The organism is Aestuariibius insulae, assembly GCF_040783535.2.
In the GTDB taxonomy this organism is placed as follows: Bacteria; Pseudomonadota; Alphaproteobacteria; order Rhodobacterales; family Rhodobacteraceae; genus Aestuariibius; species Aestuariibius insulae.
The window spans coordinates 62559-79939 of the sequence record NZ_JBFONW020000001.1 but is presented as its reverse complement, the minus strand read 5'-3'; the positions used below and the strand labels follow the sequence as shown (position 1 = coordinate 79939).

At 61.0% G+C, this 17381-nt stretch carries 20 protein-coding genes; 10 read left to right on the top strand and 10 right to left on the bottom strand.

Annotated features, from left to right (window positions below; translation table 11 throughout):
• The 8 genes from AAD018_RS00410 (at position 1) to AAD018_RS00375 (ending at position 8737) form a co-directional block, all read left to right on the top strand.
• A complete protein-coding gene (locus AAD018_RS00410; protein WP_367314113.1) occupies positions 1 to 561 on the top strand; it encodes a MotE family protein in 561 nt (186 codons plus the stop codon).
• Positions 562 to 636: 75 nt separating this feature from the next.
• Positions 637 to 1506, top strand: a complete 870-nt coding sequence (gene motA / locus AAD018_RS00405; RefSeq protein ID WP_367314114.1) for a flagellar motor stator protein MotA — start codon at positions 637 to 639, stop codon at positions 1504 to 1506.
• Complete coding sequence (locus AAD018_RS00400) at positions 1506 to 3698, top strand: hypothetical protein (RefSeq protein WP_367314115.1); 2193 nt, start codon at positions 1506 to 1508, stop codon at positions 3696 to 3698. Before motA ends, AAD018_RS00400 begins: the two co-directional genes overlap by 1 nt.
• A gap of 66 nt (positions 3699 to 3764) precedes the next feature.
• On the top strand, positions 3765 to 4460 hold the full coding sequence (locus AAD018_RS00395) for a transglycosylase SLT domain-containing protein (RefSeq protein WP_367314116.1): 696 nt from the start codon (positions 3765 to 3767) through the stop codon (positions 4458 to 4460).
• Positions 4457 to 6544 (top strand): flagellar biosynthesis protein FlhA, encoded by a 2088-nt coding sequence (gene flhA / locus AAD018_RS00390; RefSeq protein WP_367314117.1) that lies wholly within the window; start codon positions 4457 to 4459, stop codon positions 6542 to 6544. Before AAD018_RS00395 ends, flhA begins: the two co-directional genes overlap by 4 nt.
• Positions 6541 to 7311 carry a flagellar biosynthetic protein FliR gene (locus AAD018_RS00385; RefSeq protein ID WP_367314118.1) on the top strand — a complete coding sequence of 257 codons (771 nt, stop codon included), beginning with the start codon at positions 6541 to 6543 and terminating at the stop codon, positions 7309 to 7311. The genes flhA and AAD018_RS00385 overlap by 4 nt, the downstream gene beginning before the upstream one ends.
• The gene (locus AAD018_RS00380) at positions 7308 to 8381 is read left to right on the top strand and encodes an EscU/YscU/HrcU family type III secretion system export apparatus switch protein (RefSeq protein WP_367314119.1); all 1074 of its coding nucleotides are present in this window, start codon (positions 7308 to 7310) and stop codon (positions 8379 to 8381) included. Before AAD018_RS00385 ends, AAD018_RS00380 begins: the two co-directional genes overlap by 4 nt.
• A gap of 17 nt (positions 8382 to 8398) precedes the next feature.
• Complete coding sequence (locus AAD018_RS00375) at positions 8399 to 8737, top strand: hypothetical protein (RefSeq protein WP_367314120.1); 339 nt, start codon at positions 8399 to 8401, stop codon at positions 8735 to 8737.
• Here the strand turns inward: AAD018_RS00375 and AAD018_RS00370 are convergent.
• From AAD018_RS00370 to AAD018_RS00330, 9 genes are read right to left on the bottom strand one after another with little or no spacing between them, the layout of a single operon-like run.
• Positions 8728 to 9189: a flagellar basal body-associated FliL family protein gene (locus AAD018_RS00370; RefSeq protein ID WP_367314121.1), complete on the bottom strand. Its 462-nt coding sequence runs from the start codon at positions 9187 to 9189 to the stop codon at positions 8728 to 8730. The genes AAD018_RS00375 and AAD018_RS00370 overlap by 10 nt on opposite strands.
• An 11-nt stretch (positions 9190 to 9200) precedes the next feature.
• A complete protein-coding gene (gene flgH, locus AAD018_RS00365; protein ID WP_367314122.1) occupies positions 9201 to 9935 on the bottom strand; it encodes a flagellar basal body L-ring protein FlgH in 735 nt (244 codons plus the stop codon).
• Positions 9922 to 10335, bottom strand: coding sequence for a flagellar basal body P-ring formation chaperone FlgA (gene flgA / locus AAD018_RS00360; RefSeq protein ID WP_367314123.1), 414 nt, complete (start codon positions 10333 to 10335; stop codon positions 9922 to 9924). The genes flgH and flgA overlap by 14 nt, the downstream gene beginning before the upstream one ends.
• A complete protein-coding gene (flgG, locus tag AAD018_RS00355; protein WP_367314124.1) occupies positions 10332 to 11117 on the bottom strand; it encodes a flagellar basal-body rod protein FlgG in 786 nt (261 codons plus the stop codon). The genes flgA and flgG overlap by 4 nt, the downstream gene beginning before the upstream one ends.
• A gap of 9 nt (positions 11118 to 11126) precedes the next feature.
• Positions 11127 to 11843: a flagellar hook-basal body complex protein gene (locus tag AAD018_RS00350; RefSeq protein ID WP_367314125.1), complete on the bottom strand. Its 717-nt coding sequence runs from the start codon at positions 11841 to 11843 to the stop codon at positions 11127 to 11129.
• A gap of 3 nt (positions 11844 to 11846) precedes the next feature.
• Positions 11847 to 12116 (bottom strand): flagellar biosynthetic protein FliQ, encoded by a 270-nt coding sequence (locus tag AAD018_RS00345; protein WP_367314126.1) that lies wholly within the window; start codon positions 12114 to 12116, stop codon positions 11847 to 11849.
• A gap of 3 nt (positions 12117 to 12119) precedes the next feature.
• Positions 12120 to 12398: a flagellar hook-basal body complex protein FliE gene (fliE, locus tag AAD018_RS00340; RefSeq protein WP_367314127.1), complete on the bottom strand. Its 279-nt coding sequence runs from the start codon at positions 12396 to 12398 to the stop codon at positions 12120 to 12122.
• An 11-nt stretch (positions 12399 to 12409) separates the two neighbouring features.
• Positions 12410 to 12802, bottom strand: coding sequence for a flagellar basal body rod protein FlgC (flgC, locus tag AAD018_RS00335; RefSeq protein ID WP_367314128.1), 393 nt, complete (start codon positions 12800 to 12802; stop codon positions 12410 to 12412).
• Positions 12803 to 12805: 3 nt separating this feature from the next.
• On the bottom strand, positions 12806 to 13195 hold the full coding sequence (locus AAD018_RS00330) for a FlgB family protein (RefSeq protein ID WP_367314129.1): 390 nt from the start codon (positions 13193 to 13195) through the stop codon (positions 12806 to 12808).
• Between the two features lie 81 nt (positions 13196 to 13276).
• Between AAD018_RS00330 and AAD018_RS00325 the strand changes: the two genes are divergently transcribed.
• On the top strand, positions 13277 to 14638 hold the full coding sequence (locus AAD018_RS00325; protein ID WP_367314130.1) for a FliI/YscN family ATPase: 1362 nt from the start codon (positions 13277 to 13279) through the stop codon (positions 14636 to 14638).
• A 124-nt stretch (positions 14639 to 14762) separates the two neighbouring features.
• On the opposite strand, the gene AAD018_RS00320 is transcribed toward AAD018_RS00325, so the two are convergent.
• Complete coding sequence (locus AAD018_RS00320; RefSeq protein WP_367314131.1) at positions 14763 to 16349, bottom strand: ABC transporter substrate-binding protein; 1587 nt, start codon at positions 16347 to 16349, stop codon at positions 14763 to 14765.
• Positions 16350 to 16497: 148 nt separating this feature from the next.
• On the opposite strand from AAD018_RS00320, the gene AAD018_RS00315 reads away from it, so the two are divergent.
• Complete coding sequence (locus AAD018_RS00315) at positions 16498 to 17298, top strand: OmpA/MotB family protein (RefSeq protein WP_367314132.1); 801 nt, start codon at positions 16498 to 16500, stop codon at positions 17296 to 17298.
• Positions 17299 to 17381: the final 83 nt, after the last annotated feature.

Below are 17381 nucleotides of genomic sequence, written 5' to 3'. Positions count from 1 at the left end.
ATGTCCAAAACAGGCAAGGGAACGCTGGGAATATTGGCGGTTTTGCTCGTCGGATCTGGCGTATTGCGGGTTGGCGAGGGCACCGGCTGGGTTTTCGCCCAGACGGCAGATGAAGGGCAGATCGAGGGCGATGTCGCGGTCTGCGATCCAGACGGCATGCTTGAAGAAGTCCTCGCTGCGCTCCAGACCCGCGAGGATGAGGTGCGCGTGCGCGAGATCGCCGTTCAAAACCGCATCGTGGCGCTCGATCTCGCAAACGATCAGATCGATCGCAAGCTGGCCGAACTCGAGGCTGCCGAGGCGTCACTGGCCGAAACACTGGCGGTTGCTCGAACCGCAGCTCAGGACGATCTGACAAGTCTGAGCGGCGTCTACGAGGCGATGAAACCCAAGGACGCCGCGTTGCTCTTTGCGGAAATGCCACCTGAATTTGCCGCAGGGTTTCTGGGCCGGATGAGACCTGAAACCGCGGCCGAGATCATGGCCGGTCTGCCCGCTTCGAACGCCTATTCGATCAGCGTTGTGATGGCGGGCCGAAACGCGCTCGTTCCGACCGAATAGCGGTCAGAAGGAGTTTCTTAACGGTCTTCTGTCACAAAGGCCGAAGCAAATTCCATGTAACGGGCGGCTCACCTCATGATCGGCATCGTCGGTATCTTTGTTGTCTTCATAATGGTGTTCGGCGGGTACCTGATGGCCGGCGGCAAGCTTGGTATTATAATCAAGGCACTGCCGTTCGAAATGACGATGATTGGCGGCGCTGCCCTCGGATCGTTCTTGATCAGCAACAGCATGGCGGGCGTCAAACACACTGCCAAGGATCTCGCCAAGGTTTTTAAGGGACCGCGCTGGAAACCCGAAGATTACCGCGATCTGCTCTGCCTTCTCTTCGAACTGATCAGGCTCGCCCGGTCCAAGCCGCTCGCCCTCGAAGAACACATCGAGGCGCCCGATACATCCGATATCTTTGGACGCTACCCCCGCATCCTCGCCGATCCCGAAGCGGTCGCCCTGATTTGCGACACGTTGCGGTCCGCATCGATGAACTACGACGATCCTCACCAAGTTGAAGAAGTGCTGACCAATCGGCTTGAGGCGGGTCATCACCACCGCCTGCATTCCAGCCACGCGCTCCAGACGGTTGCCGATGCCCTCCCCGCGCTTGGCATCGTCGCCGCGGTCCTTGGCGTGATCAAGACGATGGCCTCCATCGATCAGCCGCCTGAGATTTTGGGAAAGATGATCGGCGCCGCCCTTGTCGGCACGTTTCTTGGAGTTTTTCTGTCCTACGGGTTCTTCGGCCCCTTCGCGGCCCGGGTCAAAAACGTAATTGAGGAAGACGCCCATTTTTATCAGCTCATTCGCGAGGTTCTGGTCGCCAATCTTCATGACCATCCCACGAATATCTGCATCGAGGTCGGCCGCCAGAACACGCCCAGCCACAACCGCCCCAGTTTTGGCGATCTTGAAGATGCCCTGAAAGATGTCCGGAAGGAGGCCGCCTAATGCTGCGCGGGCTCATCCTGCTTTGCTACGTTCTGTCCGCCTTCCCGGCGGTGGGTCAGACCATTTCCGTCCGGTCGGGAGAGCACGAAACGTTCACACGATTGGTTTTCGACCGCCCCCTCTCGACCGAATGGGAGCTGGAGAAATCCGATTTGGGCTACTCTCTGCGCTTTGATCCACCGGCCGAGATCAACCTGCGCGGTTTGTTCGAACTCATCCCCCGCGACCGGATCCGCGACGTAAGGCCCGGTGAAAATCCCGGCGAGGTCGATCTGGTTCTGAATTGCGCGTGCCCCATCGAGGCGCGCCTTTACCGCGACAGATACCTTATCGTGGATACGTTCGATCCCGCGGAAGGCAAGACAGCGGATCTGCAGGAACGGGTGTCGGGACCTGTCTTCAGGCGCCCAACCCCCCCTATTCTGCCCGTCGTCCTACCAGATGATGGAGCCCTCTCGACCAGCGGCGGACCTGTTTCACTCCCCATTACAACGGGGAACAAAGATGCAGTTGCCCAGCGTGTCGACGAGGCGCGTGCAGATCTTTTGTCGAGCCTCAGACGTGGGGCGCAGGACGGACTTCTCGATTTCGTCGACCCTCAGGATGACACCAGCTTGGAGGGGATGCCGGAAAACGCACCGGGTCCCCCTCTTCCACTTCCCGATCTGCCTCAACTGCTTCTCAGATCGCAGACCGCGATCGAAACCGCACGCCCCGAACCACAGCAATTTCCTTTGGCCTGCATCGAATTCGCCCTTCTAGACATCACCGATTGGGGCACCGAGGACGATTTCGAAAGCCAGATCGGCCCTCTGCGCCAAAGCGTCTACGGCGAATTCGACCGTCCCGATCAAGACGCGGCGAAGGCGCTTGCGCGTCTCTATCTGTATTTTGGCTTCGGAACCGAGGCACAGCAGATCGCAGCGCTTTACGGTACCGGGGATCCGACCTGGCAGGCAATCGACGCAATCGGACATATCTTGGACGACGATACCCCGCCTCCTTCTCCTCCACCGGGGATCCGGGGATGTGGCGGCGATCTGGCCCTGTGGCGCGCGCTGTTCCATCCTGAAGATCTTCCTGATCACCCCGCCGACCGAAGCGCTCTGAAAAGGGCGGTCCTCACCCTTCCACGGCATTTACGCACGCGGATCGGAGTATTGGCCGCCGACAGGTTCATGAATTCCCAACATGCTGAAATCGCAAATGATATTCTGAATATCACGAAGCGTAATACTGTCGACACAGATACGGATGCGACAATCCTTGGGGCTCAGGCAAAGGCTGCGACTGGCCAAGAGGAAAAAGCCTCCGACGTACTGCAGGAAATGGCCGACGATAACCCGCGGGTTACGCCCGGCGCTATGTTGTCTTTGGTCCGTCTCAAACTTCAAGAGGAAGAGGCGCTTTCAGATAGCGAGATGGAGTTGCTCGAGACGCTGCTCCACGAACACCGCCGAACATTGGATTACTTGATCATGGTCGAAGCTTTGTCCGGCGGGCATTTGTCTCGCGACGAATATCAGGCCGGTCTGGACTTTCTCGACGACGCTGACCTTTCCCCATCGATTGATCGCGAGCTTCGCTCTGCCTTGATCGGGGATGCCACGCGAGAGGCCGGTGACGGTCTGTTTCTCAGGCTCGTCGCTCAGACCTCCTCTCGTGATCTGAATCCTGATAAGGCAAATGCCGTCGCCCAAAGACTGACTGATCTTCGGTTGCCTGCTCTTGCTGCTCCGTTCATCGCGGAAGAGACGACCCGCGATACGGCGGCCGACCGCAGATATCTGCGCGCCAAAGTGGCCGCGCTGCGCGGGGATGTGGAGACAACGAACAGCGAATTGATCGGCTTGTCGGACGCTCGTGCAGCCGCGATCCGCCAAGAGGCTGAAGGCGGCGGCGGCGCCTTGTTGACCGATGAGGATGCGCCGGAGGCGCAACAGGCCGGACCGGAGCGGCTCTTTCGAGCGCGCGCCTGGGACCGGCTGGCATCGCAGTCAGATGACGACTTCCTCAGGGAGGTGGGTCGTCTAGCTCGTCTTCCTCAGTCGTCCGATCCGTCCGAGCTGCCCAATCGGATCTCTCTTCAAGACCGTGAAACGGCTTTGGCCGGATCACGCGCGACACGAGAGCTGATGCAAGACCTTCTGGACCGGACCGAAATCGATCCATCAACAGCTCAGCAGCAATAACGAAATATCAACCTTACCCAGCATAAACCAAGCGCAGGTCTTACGTCAGAAGGGCGCGCCAAAGACATGCTGATATCTGCTGATCTTACCTGCCGAGTCGCGCTTTTCACGGTGATCACCCTTTTCTGGACCCCTGCCGTATGGGCCCGTACAGAGGCAAATCTGTGCCGAACTGCGGCCGCGCAAGCTGCGCAAGCATATGACGTTCCACAGGACGTGATGCTCGCGATCACGCTCACGGAAACAGGACGAACGCGCGATGGGTCGGTCGATCCTTGGCCGTGGGCGGTCAATGTCGGTGGTCAGGGCTACTGGTTCGACAAGGAGGACGAGGCCCGCGCGTTCGTCTTTGGCCAGATCAAGGCGGGCGTCCGAAATTTTGATATCGGGTGCTTTCAGATAAACCATCGGTGGCACGGCGATCGCTTCGCCTCGGTCGAAGAGATGTTTCAGCCCCTGCCCAATGCAGACTACGCCGCTCGTTTTCTCAGGGATCTTTACGAGGAACTCGGAACCTGGTCCGGTGCCGCCGGTGCTTATCACTCCCGGACCGAGGAACTCGCCACACGATACCGGGCCCGGTTTGACGCGATCCGTCAGACGCTGGATCCTGCCCCGGACGTGATCGTTGCAGCAGGGACGATTGCGCAAGACTCGCGCCAAAGCCGGGTCAACACCTTTCCCCTCCTCAAAGGCGATCAGCAGACCAAGGCGATTTCGCCTGGATCCCTCTTCCGCGAGAAACGGCGGAACAGCAAATGACAGGCTTCTCCGCCAAGGCACTCTTTCGCCCAACGATTCTGCTTGCTTTGGCATTGATGGCGATCATCGTCATGATGATCTTGCCCATGCCGGCCTGGATCCTCGACATCGGCCTTGCGGCCAGCTTCGCGCTGGCGATTCTGATCTTTACCGTCACGCTTTTCATCGAACGACCGCTCGATTTCTCTGCATTTCCGACGATCCTGCTCGCGTCGTTGATGCTGCGACTGTCCCTGAACGTCTCTTCGACCAAATTGATCATCGGCGAAGGCCATACCGGCACCCATGCGGCGGGACAGGTGATCGAAGGCTTCGCGATGTTCGTCATGGGCGGGTCTGTCTTTCTTGGTCTCGTCGTCTTTGGCGTTCTGCTCATCGTCAATTTCGTCGTGATCAACAAAGGCGCGACGCGGATGGCGGAGGTCGGCGCCCGCTTCGCTCTCGATGGCATGCCGGGCAAGCAGTTGGCCATCGACAGCGATGTCTCGGCGGGCGCGATCGATCATGCCGAAGCCAAAGAGCGGCGCGCGACCGAGCAGGCGGAGACGACCTTCTTCGGATCGCTCGACGGGGCCTCTAAATTCGTCAAGGGTGATGCGATTGCGGGCCTTCTTATCACACTTCTCAACCTGGTGATGGGTCTCGTTATCGGCACGGTCATGCATGATATGCCGATCGGGGAAGCCTTTGAAACATATACCATTCTCACCGTAGGCGATGGTCTGGTCTCACAGGTTCCGGCGGTGATTATCTCGATCGCATCGGCTTTGCTGCTCGCCCGCGGCGGCGCGACCGGCGCGACCGACCTCGCGATCGTCTCGCAACTGGGCCGGCATCCCGCCGCGCTCGTCACGGTGGCGGTTCTCATGGTGCTGTTCGCGATGGTGCCAGGTCTGCCTTTCGTTCCGTTTCTCGCTGGAGGTCTTGTTCTGGGTGGCTGCGCCTTTCTCGCGATGACGGCGTCGGACGCACCGACCGAAGACGACCAGCCGGAGGAGAAAGATCCGTTGCCATCTGCATCCCGGTCCATGGGCGACGTTCTCGACCTTGATGACATCCATGTCGAATTCGCCCCCGATCTGGTCGGTATGGTTCTCGACACCGGGACGGGTCTTGACGCGCGGATCGCGAACATGCGCACCCATGTTGCCACCGAATACGGTGTCCTGCTGCCCGAGATCCGGCTGACCGATGATGCCGCTTTGGCGCCCGGCACCTATGTCATAAAGGTCCAAGGGGTGGAGCAGGCCCGCGACACGCTGATGCCGGACCGCATTCTTGCCCTCACGAACGGAGAAGACACACCGCGCCTCGAAGGCACTCGGACGGAGGAGCCGGTCTATGGTGCGCCCGCCCTTTGGATTTCGCAATCGGATCAGGATGTTGCTGCGCTCGATGGCCTGACAACGGTCCTTCCGACAGAGGTACTTGCAACCCATCTTCTCGAGGTGATCAAACGCAATTTCCCGCGTCTTCTGACGCTCAAATCGCTTCGCCGGTTGTTAGACGAAATGACTGGCCTGACCGATCCGATCCGGGCAGAGGCGAACCGAAAGATGCTCGACGAGCTGATCCCGGACAGGATCACGGTGGACATCCTCCTTTCGGTGCTGCGCCTGCTGCTTGAAGAGCGTGTCTCGATCCGGAACCTTCCTCTTATTCTCGAGGCGACGGCCGAGGGGCGGCTTCTGCACGGCTCTGCCGAAAGCATTGCAGAGCATGTTCGCCAGCGGCTCGGCTTCCAGCTTGTTGCCGGAATGCGGCGCGACGACGGAACGATCCCTCTGGTTCAACTTGCCCCGGAATGGGAGGAGACGTTTGCGTCTTACCAGCTCGAGACCGATCGGGGTCTGGGAGAGGTCGCTTTGCCGCCCGATGACTTCAACCGGCTGGCCAAATCCATCGCAGAACGGATCGCGGAGGCTGGCGAAGCAGGCATTTTCCCCGCCGTCGTTACCTCGACCAGACGGCGGCGCTTTCTCAGAACCGTGATGACGGCCAAGGGGATCGCCAATCCCGTTCTCTCTTTCGAGGAGATCGGGATCGATGCGCGGCCCTCGCTTGTCGGTCTTGTTCCGGCATGATCGCGATCGATGCGGAGCTTCTGGATCTGTCGCGAACCGGGCTCCTGACTGCTGTTGCGGTCTTTCTCAGGATCGGAGCGATGATGGCTCTTCTTCCTGCCTTCGGGGAGCAGATGATCCCCGTCCGGGTCAGGCTCGCCACGGCTCTTGCCTTCACCGCGATCGTGACACCTGCCGTTGCGCCTCAGCTGGGGCAGATCGAGCAAATCCGGCTGATCTATTTCGGTACGGAGGCCCTGACCGGCCTTTTCTGGGGTATCCTGCTTCGGTTGCTCGTGATGACGCTTAGCATCGCAGGCTCCATCGCCGCGCAATCGACGTCCCTGTCGCAGATCCTAGGCGGCGCGTCGGTCGAACCCTTGCCTGCCATGGGCCATCTCATGGTGATGGCCGGTCTGACCCTTGCGGTGATCCTGGGGCTCCACGTGCATCTCGCGGCAATGATGATCGAGACTTACACGATCACTCCTTTCGCCCAGCGCCTTGATGCGGATCTGGTTTCGACCATCGGCCTGTCGCATGTTCGCCGCGCCTTCGCGCTCGCCTTTTCGCTGGCCGGGCCGTTCGTGATCGCCTCGGTTCTCTACAATGTCGCGCTCGGGGTCATCAATCGGGCCATGCCGCAGCTGATGGTCTCCTTCGTCGGCGCCCCTGCCCTCACGGCGGGCGGGTTGTTCCTGCTCTTTCTCACGCTGCCCTATATCCTGACTGTCTGGAGCGGGGCGCTCAACGCGTTTCTCGTCCAACCGGCGAGTGCGCCGAGATGAGCGATGAGGCGTCGGAGAAGGAGCATGAACCCTCCCAGAAAAAGCTCGACGATGCCCGAAAGAAAGGTGAAATCCCCCGATCCACCGATCTGACAACCGCTGCGGCTTATGGCGGATTTCTGTTGGCCGCCGGGACATTGGGGGCCACCTCCCTGCAATCTCTCGGAACCACTTTGAGCATCCCGCTCGATCAGGCGGTGGAGATGTCGGATTTGGTCTTTTCCGAAAGCGGGACACCCCTTGTCGGCGGCCTACTGGCCAAAACGACGCTCTACACCTTGCCATGGATCGGGCTGGCGGCAGGTCTGTCCCTTTTGGTGATTATCGCGCAGCTCAGTTTCGTTGTCGCGCCGACAAAGCTTGCACCGAAAATGTCGCGGCTGTCTTTCATTCAGAACGCGAAGAACAAATTCGGTCGGACCGGTCTTTTCGAATTCGCGAAAAGCGCCGCCAAGCTGATCATCTTCTCCGTGGCGCTTGGCATTTTTTTGACGTCCGAGAGGATGCCGATCCTCCATTCCCCATCGATGGAGCCCGCCTCGATCATGAGTCTTCTCGGCCGCATGATCATCGCCTTTTTGATGATCGTTCTCGTCGTGGCGACCTCGATCGGTGCGCTCGATTTCTTCTTTCAGCGGGCCGAACATCTAAGAAAGAACAGGATGTCCCGCAAAGAGCTGATGGACGAGAACAAGTCGTCCGATGGCGATCCCGCGATGAAGCAGCGGCGCCGGCAAAAGGCCTATGACATTGCAACCAATCAGATGCTGGCCGACGTCCCCACGGCGGATGTCGTCCTTGTCAATCCAACCCATTACGCCGTTGCCCTGGTCTGGAGCCGCGCGGCGGGGACAGCTCCGGTTTGCGTCGCCAAAGGGAGTGACGAGATTGCCTTGCGCATCCGCGAAATCGCCATGACGCATGGTATCCCGCTTCGCCACGATCCTCCGACCGCCCGCGCCCTTTTCGGCTCTGTCCAGGTCGGGCAGCAAATTTCGACCGATCATTATCGCGCGGTCGCGGCCGCAATCCGGTTTGCCGACCGTCTCAAGCGGAAGCGTCTGAAATGAAGTCCAATCACGCCCGAATGAAAGATCTCGTCGACCTCACCCAAATGGCCTGGCAGGCCAAACAGGCCGAGCTGCAGTCCATCCGTAGGCGCGAGGCGTTGATCCGCGATGCTCTTCACGCCCTGAAGGATCGACAGAGTCCTGCGTTTCAAACCGAAAGTGAGGCTGGAGATGCAGGTCTTCTGGCGCGCGCCGATCTGGCCTGGCAGCGGTGGAAAGAGCGAGAAAGCAGGCGCCTGAATATTGAGTTAGCTCTAGTCATGGCCGAACTGGCTGAGGGCAAAGCACGGACCAAACGCGCCTTCGGCCGACATCAGGTGATGCAGAAACTCGCCCAGAAGATCGATCACATCTGAACGTCCTGCCGGACAATTTCGATGATAAGGACATCGCGCACTTCAGACCCGACCGCGTCTCTTGCTGCTGCAAGAAGATTCCGGCGAAGGGCCTCAAGTAGATCGGTTTGCGTGAAGGGCCCTTCGAATCCCCCAAGATTGGCGTGTTCGAAGAGCACCCGCAAAAACGCGTCGCGAATGCGCGGTTCGCGATTATAGACGGTGTTCTCGGCACCCTCATCGACCTCGAGACTTAGCGAGAGAACAACCAAGGACCGAACGGTCCCGTCGACCACGACAGGCACCACGAACTGATTGTTCAACCGCGCAAAGACAGAGGTCGCCTCCATCTCGGGCGCGTCTGACATCATATCGCCCGACGCGGTCTCACTGGCAGGCCGGAGCGTAAGCCCCGCGCCAACACCCGCGCCGATACCAACCAAAGCAAGGACGAGAGGCAGAACTAGCTTCATCGCTTGGCTCCTTAGAACGGCAGAAGAATATCGGTGATCTGCTGGCCGTATCGGGGCTGTTGCACATCGGTGATCTGTCCCCGCCCGCCGTAGGAAACACGGGCCGACGCGATCTTGTCATAGCCGATCTCGTTCTGGCGGGTGATATCCTCGGGCCGGACAAAGCCGCTCACAAGAAGCTCGCGCACTTCGAAATTCACCCGCACCTCCTGCGTTCCCGCAATCGCGAGCACCCCGTTGGGAAGCACGTCGGTGATCGTGGCCGCGACCCGCAGGGTCAGCTCCTCGTTCCGCCGGACCGATCCGTCGCCGCTGCTGCTGCTCGAGGAATTCAGATCGACCGCATCCGCAAGGCTCGCGCCTTCCGGCAAACGCGGATCGATGCGCTGCGGAATGCCGATCAGGCTGGGTACTGACAGGCTTTCCGATCCGCCGCGCGAGCGCTGTGTCGAGTTCGAAATTTCTGCGCTGTCGTCAATCTCGATCACGACCGTCAGGATATCGCCGCGCCCCATCGCGCGGCGGTCCCCCCAAAGCGACCGGGGGCCTCCTTCCCACAAGGAAGCCTCCGCAACAGGTGGCGGCGTGGTGATCTCCAACGGCAATCCGGGGCTCAGCATCGCCGCATGTTCGGGGGAGGCCCGCACCGGTGTCAGCTCTGGCGCGCGACCGACATTTTCGACCCGCGCGCAGGCGCTGAACAACAGAACGCTCACCAGCAGACGAGCGGATTTAAGGGGAAACATAGGCAATGCCCTTCTGGCTGAGTTTCGCTGTGACCGTGGTTCGGGAAGAAAGGTTCATGACGCGGATCACGTCGCCGACCCCGCCCCGTCCAAGCGACCGGCCCTCCGTCGTGATGGTCAGCGCGCCGCTTTGGAAAACCAGAGGAACAAGATCGTTCCGGTCCACGATTGCCGGAGGTCCCACATCCGCAGGCCGGATCGGACGCCCGGCATAAAGAGCCACCCGCGCTTCCATCCCGATAACAAGATCCACGTGATCCGCCGCATCGGCGGTCGTCACCGTCAGCAATTCGACGTCGGACGCGGTGATGACATCGGTTGCCCGGATCGTACGCGTCGCCACCACCGTCTCCGCGAAGGCGGGGGTGGTGAGCGCGAGGAAGATCAGAACGCGGATCATCGGATCTGTACCGTGGCGCCAAGCATCTGATCGGCAGCGCTGATGACCTTGGAGTTCAGCTCGTATCCCCGTTGCGCCTCGATCAGATCGGTCACCTCCTTGACCGCATCGACCGAACTGTCCTCGAGATATCCCTGACGCAGAACGCCCAGCCCGTCCTGTCCCGGGCTCGCGACCAGCGACGGTCCAGAGGCGGGCGTCTCGAGAAAGAGATTGCTCCCGATCGCCTCAAGCCCCCGCGCATTCGTGAACCCCGCGAGGCTGAACTGTCCCAGGCGTTCGGGTTCGACACGGTCGGCGAATTCCGCAAAGACCTCGCCTTCGGCATTGATCGAAATCGACCGAGCATCGCGCGGGATCGTGATATCGGGCACGACCGGAAACCCGTCCGAGGTCACGATCAGACCGTCACCCGTGCGTTTGAGCCCGCCATCGCGCGTATAGGCCGCGCGCCCGTCAGGCAGCGTCACTTCAAGATATCCGTCGCCTTCGATGGCAAGGTCCAGATCGCCGCCCGTCGCGGACAGCGATCCCTGCGACAGGATCATCGACACCGCCGTCGCGCGTACTCCTAGACCCAGCTGAACCCCGGTCGGCAGAACCGTCCCGTCGGTTGCATTGATCGTGCCGGGCCGCGCGATCTGCTGGTAATGCAGATCGGCGAATTCCGCGCGCCGGGCGTTGTAGCCGGTGGTATTCATGTTGGCGAGGTTGTTGGAAATGACCTCGACCCGCGTCTGCTGCGCTGTCATTCCGGTCGCCGCTATCTTCAAAGCCCGCATCGGGACCTCCTATTGTCCAAGAACCCTGAGGATCGACCGGATGCGCTCGTCCTCCTTGTCGAGAAAGGATTGGCCCAACTCGTAGGCGCGCTGCACCTCGATCATCCGGCTGACCTGCAGCAGGGGATTGACGTTTGATCCTTCGAGAAAACCCTGCAGGATCCGGCCTTCCTCTGCGGGAGCGACCTCGCCCTCGACCCGGAACCGGGTTCCTTCCTCGCGGATCAGATCCGCGCCCTCTGCAGGCAGAACGAGGCCAATCTGTCCGATCGGCCGTCCTCCGGCACTGACGGTCCCGTCTGCGGAAATACCGATGGCGCCAAGGCCCGGCGGCACGAAAACCGGCGCGCCTCCGGCATCCAGAACACGCTGTCCGGTGTCTGTCACAAGATCGCCGACCTCGTTGGGGGTAAAGTGACCGTCCCGCGTCAGACGCGGCCCTTCCGGCGTTTCGATCTGAAAGAAGCCGGCCCCCTCGATCGCCAGATCGAAGGCGCTTCCCGTCTGCGAAAGACCGCCTTGCAGAAGCGACGTGTTGCGGGCCTGGGCAGAGGCCATCGAGAGGGAGGCATCATCGCTGCCCAGCTCACGGATGTACTCCGAGAAGACGATGCCTTCCTGGCGAAAGCCCGTTGTCGACGCATTCGCGATGTTGTTGGCAACAATGCGCATCTCGCTCAGAAGGCCCGATTGCCGGGTCAGCGTGGTATATCCGGCATTCTCCATTGATCAGCCTCCTGCGATGATCGGAACGAGAGTGGTCTGAAAGAACGAAACGAGCGTCTCGGTCATGAACCCCATGGTGATCCAGAAAGCCGCGACGATGGCGCCCAGTTTGGGCACAAAGGTGAGCGTCATTTCCTGAATAGAGGTCAGCGCCTGAAACAGCCCTACGATCAGGCCGGCAGCCAGTGCCACCGCGAGGATCGGCAGCGAGATGATCCCCGACACCCAAAGCCCTTGGCGCAGCGTGTCGTAGAAGACCGTCTCTTCCAGCATGGGTTAGACCGGCATCCTGAGGATTTCCTGATAGGCCTCGACCACCTTGTCCCGGATCGTCACGGTCGTTTCGATGGCCAGTTCGGTCTGGGCCAGCGCCTGGACAAGCGAATGGGGATCCATCTGCCCGGTCATCGCCTTGGTCGCCGCTGCCTCGCCGCCTTGAAGCGTCGCCGCGAAATCCGCGGCCAGACGGCTTGCCGCCCCTCCCGCGGGATCTGGCGCGGTCGCGTGCCGGGTGGACTGGTAGGCCTTGGCGGCCAGTGAGCTTGTCAGTTCCATGAAAACGCTCCCTATTTCTTGAGCAGATCCATCAGGGACGAGGACATTTTCCGCACCTGATCGAACATTTTGAGATTGGCCTCATAGCTGCGCTGCGCCTCTCTGGCGTCCGCGATCTCCATCACCAGATCGACGTTCGAGCCATCGAAATACCCCGCCTCATCGGCCATCGGATGGGACGGGTCATGGATCCGCGGCAACGTGGAATGATCGAGCTTCATAGCGCCTGCCACGACCCCGCCAGAGGCTTGGCCGCGGTTCATCTCCGCCTCAAAGCTCATCAACTTGCGCCGGTAGCCCGGCGTATCGGCGTTGGATATATTCTCGGATGTATACCGAAGCCGCATCGCCTGCGCCTGCATCCCGCTGGCGGCCGTTTTCAGTGCGTCGGAAAACTCTGTCATGGATCAGGCCCGCCCAAGACTGACGCGCAGGACAGTCATCGCGTGGCTGTAGATCGCAAGCGCGCGGTTATGTTGCCGCTGGGCGTCGACAGACCTCAGCATCTCGGTCTCGAGCGAGACATTGTTTCCGTTGGGCGACATCGTCCCGACATCCTTGGAGGCCACTGTCCTCCAGTTGTCAGAGCGCATATCGTTCCCGAAATGTTCCTGTCGCGTCGCGCGCATGTCGAAGCGGTCCGGCGCGGAATAGACCGTGCGAAAATCTTCCACAGTCTGGCTGCGATATCCGGGCGTATCCGCATTCGCCATGTTCTGCGCCACCAGCGCCTGATGCTTTCCGGCATGCCGGGCCATCTGATGGGCAACGTCAAAGAGTGTGAGGCTGTCGTACAAGGGGCTCTCCCAATCAATCTAAATCAACGCTTAACCCCGATTCCCTAAGAAAGGGTTGTCTTGCCATCGAAAGGGATCGACATGCCGTCCACCGACCTCGATCTGACCCATCTCACTGGCTGCATCCGCGTGCCGAAGCGGCATCATCCGGTTGGCCGGATCGTGTCCGTCAGCGCCGCATCGGTCACGCTCAGTGGGCTGGCAGAGGTTGCGCGTCTGGGCGACCGGGTGCATCTTCTTGGCCCGCAAAAGCTCAGCGCAGATATTTTCGAGATCTCCGGTGATTGCGTATCGGCTCTGACCGATGGTCCCGCGAACGGTCTACGGGTTGGACAGCGGATGCGGCTGGCGGAGCAGGCCGATCTCTCTGTGGATGACAGCTGGCTGGGCCGGATCGTCGATCCCTACGGCGTCGCGCTCGATGGGGATCCGCTTATGGCGGGGCCCGTTGCGCACCCGTTGGTGACCGCTCCTCCCCCGCCTGCTACGCGCCGTGCGCTGGGCGACCGGCTGGAGACGGGGCTCCGCGTCTTCAACACCTTCCTGCCCATCGCACGCGGCCAGCGGCTTGGTCTTTTTGCAGGCTCCGGCGTCGGCAAATCGACCCTTCTGGGAACGCTGTGCCGACAGGTCGATGCGGATGTCGTCGTGATCGGTCTGGTGGGCGAGCGCGGGCGCGAGCTTCGCCACTTCATCGAAGACGTCCTGGGCCCGGACGGCATGGCGCGCGCGGTCATCGTAGCGGCCACCTCCGACATGGACGCCCAGCGTCGCAAGCGCTGCGCTTTGTCGGCCATGACCGTCGCTGAACACTTCCGCGATCAGGGCAGGCAGGTTCTGCTTGTCATCGACTCGATCACCCGCCTTGCCGAGGCCCATCGCGAGACCGCGACCGCCGCTGGCGAGGCCGCCAATCTGCGCGGCTACCCTCCCTCAACGGCTCATATGCTCACATCGCTTTGCGAACGCGCAGGCCCCGGAGCGGGGGAGCAAGGCGACATCACCGCCATCTTCAGCGTCCTCGTGGCAGGCTCGGACATGGAAGAGCCTGTGGCCGACATGCTGCGCGGCGTCCTCGACGGACACGTGGTGCTCGATCGCGAGATTGCCGAACGGGGCCGCTACCCCGCCATCGATCTGCTCAGATCGGTTTCACGCTGCCTGCCCGCCGCGGCCAGCGAAGAAGAGAACGATCTGCTGACCCGCGCCCGCGCCCGTCTCGCCGTCTATGAACGGTCCGAAATGATGGTACAGGCAGGGCTTTATTCAGCCGGCACCGATCCCTCCATCGACGAGGCCATGGCGACCTTTCAGGATCTCGACGCGTTCATCGCCGCCCGGGAAGAGGACAGTCTCAACACCAGCTTCGTCGCGCTGAAACGCCTTCTGGATCTTGCTGCCCGGAAGGGCAAACTCACCGCAAACCACCCCACACCGCTCTGAGACCTGCGCTAGGCGCTTTTGGCTGCCTCAGAACGACACCGCCAACTGCACACGGTCCCGAAAGACGGAGCGCAAAAAAAAGGCCCCGCCGCATCATGCAGCGGGGCCTTTGATATCGTACCGCTTACGACGTCTGCATCGAGAAGTGCTTGAACTTCGGCTGATCCTCGACATCGACTTCAGTGCCGACATTGCCGCGCATGCCCCAGTTCAGAACCTGGTGATGGACCGGCAGATACAGCGTCTCCGACTGCATCACCTCCCAGATCTCCGCGATCGTCGCGTCCCGGACCTCCAGATCGGTTTCGGAGGACAGCGAGACGATCATGGCATCGACCTCTTCGCTTGAGTAGCCGGTATTGTTCCAGCTTCCCCGCTCGTCGCCGCGCGTATGGGTAAGGAAGTTGAAGACATACTCGGAATCGTAGGTCGGAACGCCCCAGCCCAGCATGTAGAAGTCGGTCTCACCGTTCTGGATCAGCGGGAAGTGCTGCGCCTTGGGTTTGGCGTCGAGGTTTACCGTGATGCCGATCTGGCCGAGCATGCCGACCGCAGCCTGGCAGATGCCTTCATCGTTGATGTAGCGGTCATTCGGGCAGTCGAGCGTGACCGAGAAACCGTCGGCGTAGCCTGCCTCTTCCATCAGCGCCTTGGCGGCATCCATGTCGCCTTCAGGCACAGCGTCGAGCGCTTCGGTCCAGCCGTTGACGAAGGGGGGCATGATCACGCCCGTCGGCTGGGACTGGTCGCGCATCACCACTTGGCGGATCGCATCGCGGTTGATCGCCATGTTCATCGCCTGCCGCACCCGCACATCGGCGAAGGGGTTGGCACCGTCCACGTCATCGGCCTCGATATCATCGGCCCCCATGTTCATGCCGAAAAAGATCGTCCGGTTCTGGGGGGCCGCCTTAATTTGAAGGCCATCAGTGCCATCGACGCGGTCGAGATCCTGCACCGGCACGTCCTGGATAAAGTCGACCTCGCCCGAAAGCAAAGCAGCCACGCGCGTCGCGGCATTCTGGATCGGGGTGTACTCGATCCGGGTCACTTCCATCGGGAACTCGCCCAGGCCCCAGTAGTCGGCGTTCTGCTCAAGAACGGTACGCACATCGGGCTCGCGGCTGACCAGGGTGTAGGGACCGGTTCCGTTGGCATTCGAGGCGGCATAGGTCGTCTCGCCGCCTGCGATGTCCTGCACCTCGACCACGTCATTCGCCTCGGCCCAGCCGCTATCCATGATGAAGAGGTTGGTGAAGTTGTTGGGTAGGATCGGATTAGGCCCGTCGGTGACGAACTCGACCGTGTAATCATCCACCGCACGGATTTCGACGACGGAGTTCAAAAGTTCCTTCATCGCGGAGTTTTCCGACTTCGCCCGGGTAAAGCTGAACACGACGTCTTCGGCCGTCATCTCGGCGCCATCGTGGTAGGTCACGCCTTCACGCAGGTTGAAGACCCAGACATTCGGATCGTCTTCCTTGACCGCCCAGTCGGTCGCGAGGGCGGGCTCAAAGACGCCTTGGGTGTCGCGGATCACGAGCGGCTCGTAGATCTGATGGGCCAGCGTATGCGTTGGGCCTTCGTTCTGCGCATGCGGATCGAGTGTGAGGCTGTCGCCCGCGCGCGCCCAGCGGAGCGTTTCGGCGCTGGCGCCCAGTGCGGTCGTTGCCGCAAGCGCCGTGGCAAGTGTGAGTGTCTTGTAAGTCATTTCTGATCTCCCTGTGAGATTGACCAGCCTAGCATGGCCGATCCGGCGGGCGATGCAAGCAGGTGACCGAATGGATCGTATTTTAAAGATTAAGCTCGGGTTCATTCCTGGGGGGTAAGCCTTTGACCGAACCATGCGGAGCGAAGACATGGCCAAGACCAATGAACGGCCCATCATCATCAAGCGCAGGAAAGTGGTCGGCGGTGACGGTCACCATGGTGGCGCTTGGAAGGTTGCCTACGCCGATTTCGTGACCGCGATGATGGCTTTCTTCATGCTGATGTGGCTGCTCAACGCCACAACGGAAAAACAGCGCAAGGGTATCGCGGACTATTTCTCTCCCACGATCCCGATCAACCGGATTTCAGGCGGCGGCTCCGGCGCGATGGGCGGCGACAGCGTCATGGCGGAGGAGGATCTGGCCTTTAACGGTGAGGTTCCCGACCGCGCAACAGGCGCGATCGAGGCGGGCGACAGCACCGCCGCGGCCTTCGCCCAGATCGAGGAGATGCTCACCGGCAGCGGCGGCGAAAGCCGGATCGCCGATGATCTTCTGGCCCACATCGTCACGCGCGTCACCGATGAAGGCCTGATTGTAGAACTGTTTTCTCTGCCCGAGGCGCCTCTATTCCGGCCCGGAACGGAAGAGCCGACGGATGTATTGCTCGCGCTTACCGATGTCGTGGAAGAGGCGTTTTCGCTCGTTCGCAACGATGTCGCTGTTGGCGCCCATGTCGCCGCCGAACCGATCGTCATCGCAAGACCAAGCGTTTGGCCGATCTCAGTCGCGCGGGCCGAGCGGATGCATGATCTCCTGCGCAGAGAGGGGATCGCAGACGCCCGGTTCGCTCGGGTCACAGGCCATGCGGACCGCGAACTTTACGGGATCGACCCTCTATCGATCCGAAACGATCGCATCGAACTGGTGCTGCTTCGCTCGGACGGATGAGCCGATCCGGCGTTAGGGCCGCGTTAAGGCGCGGCCTATAGAAAGAACAAAAGCGGCCCAGCGCCGACATAGTCAAAAGGGAC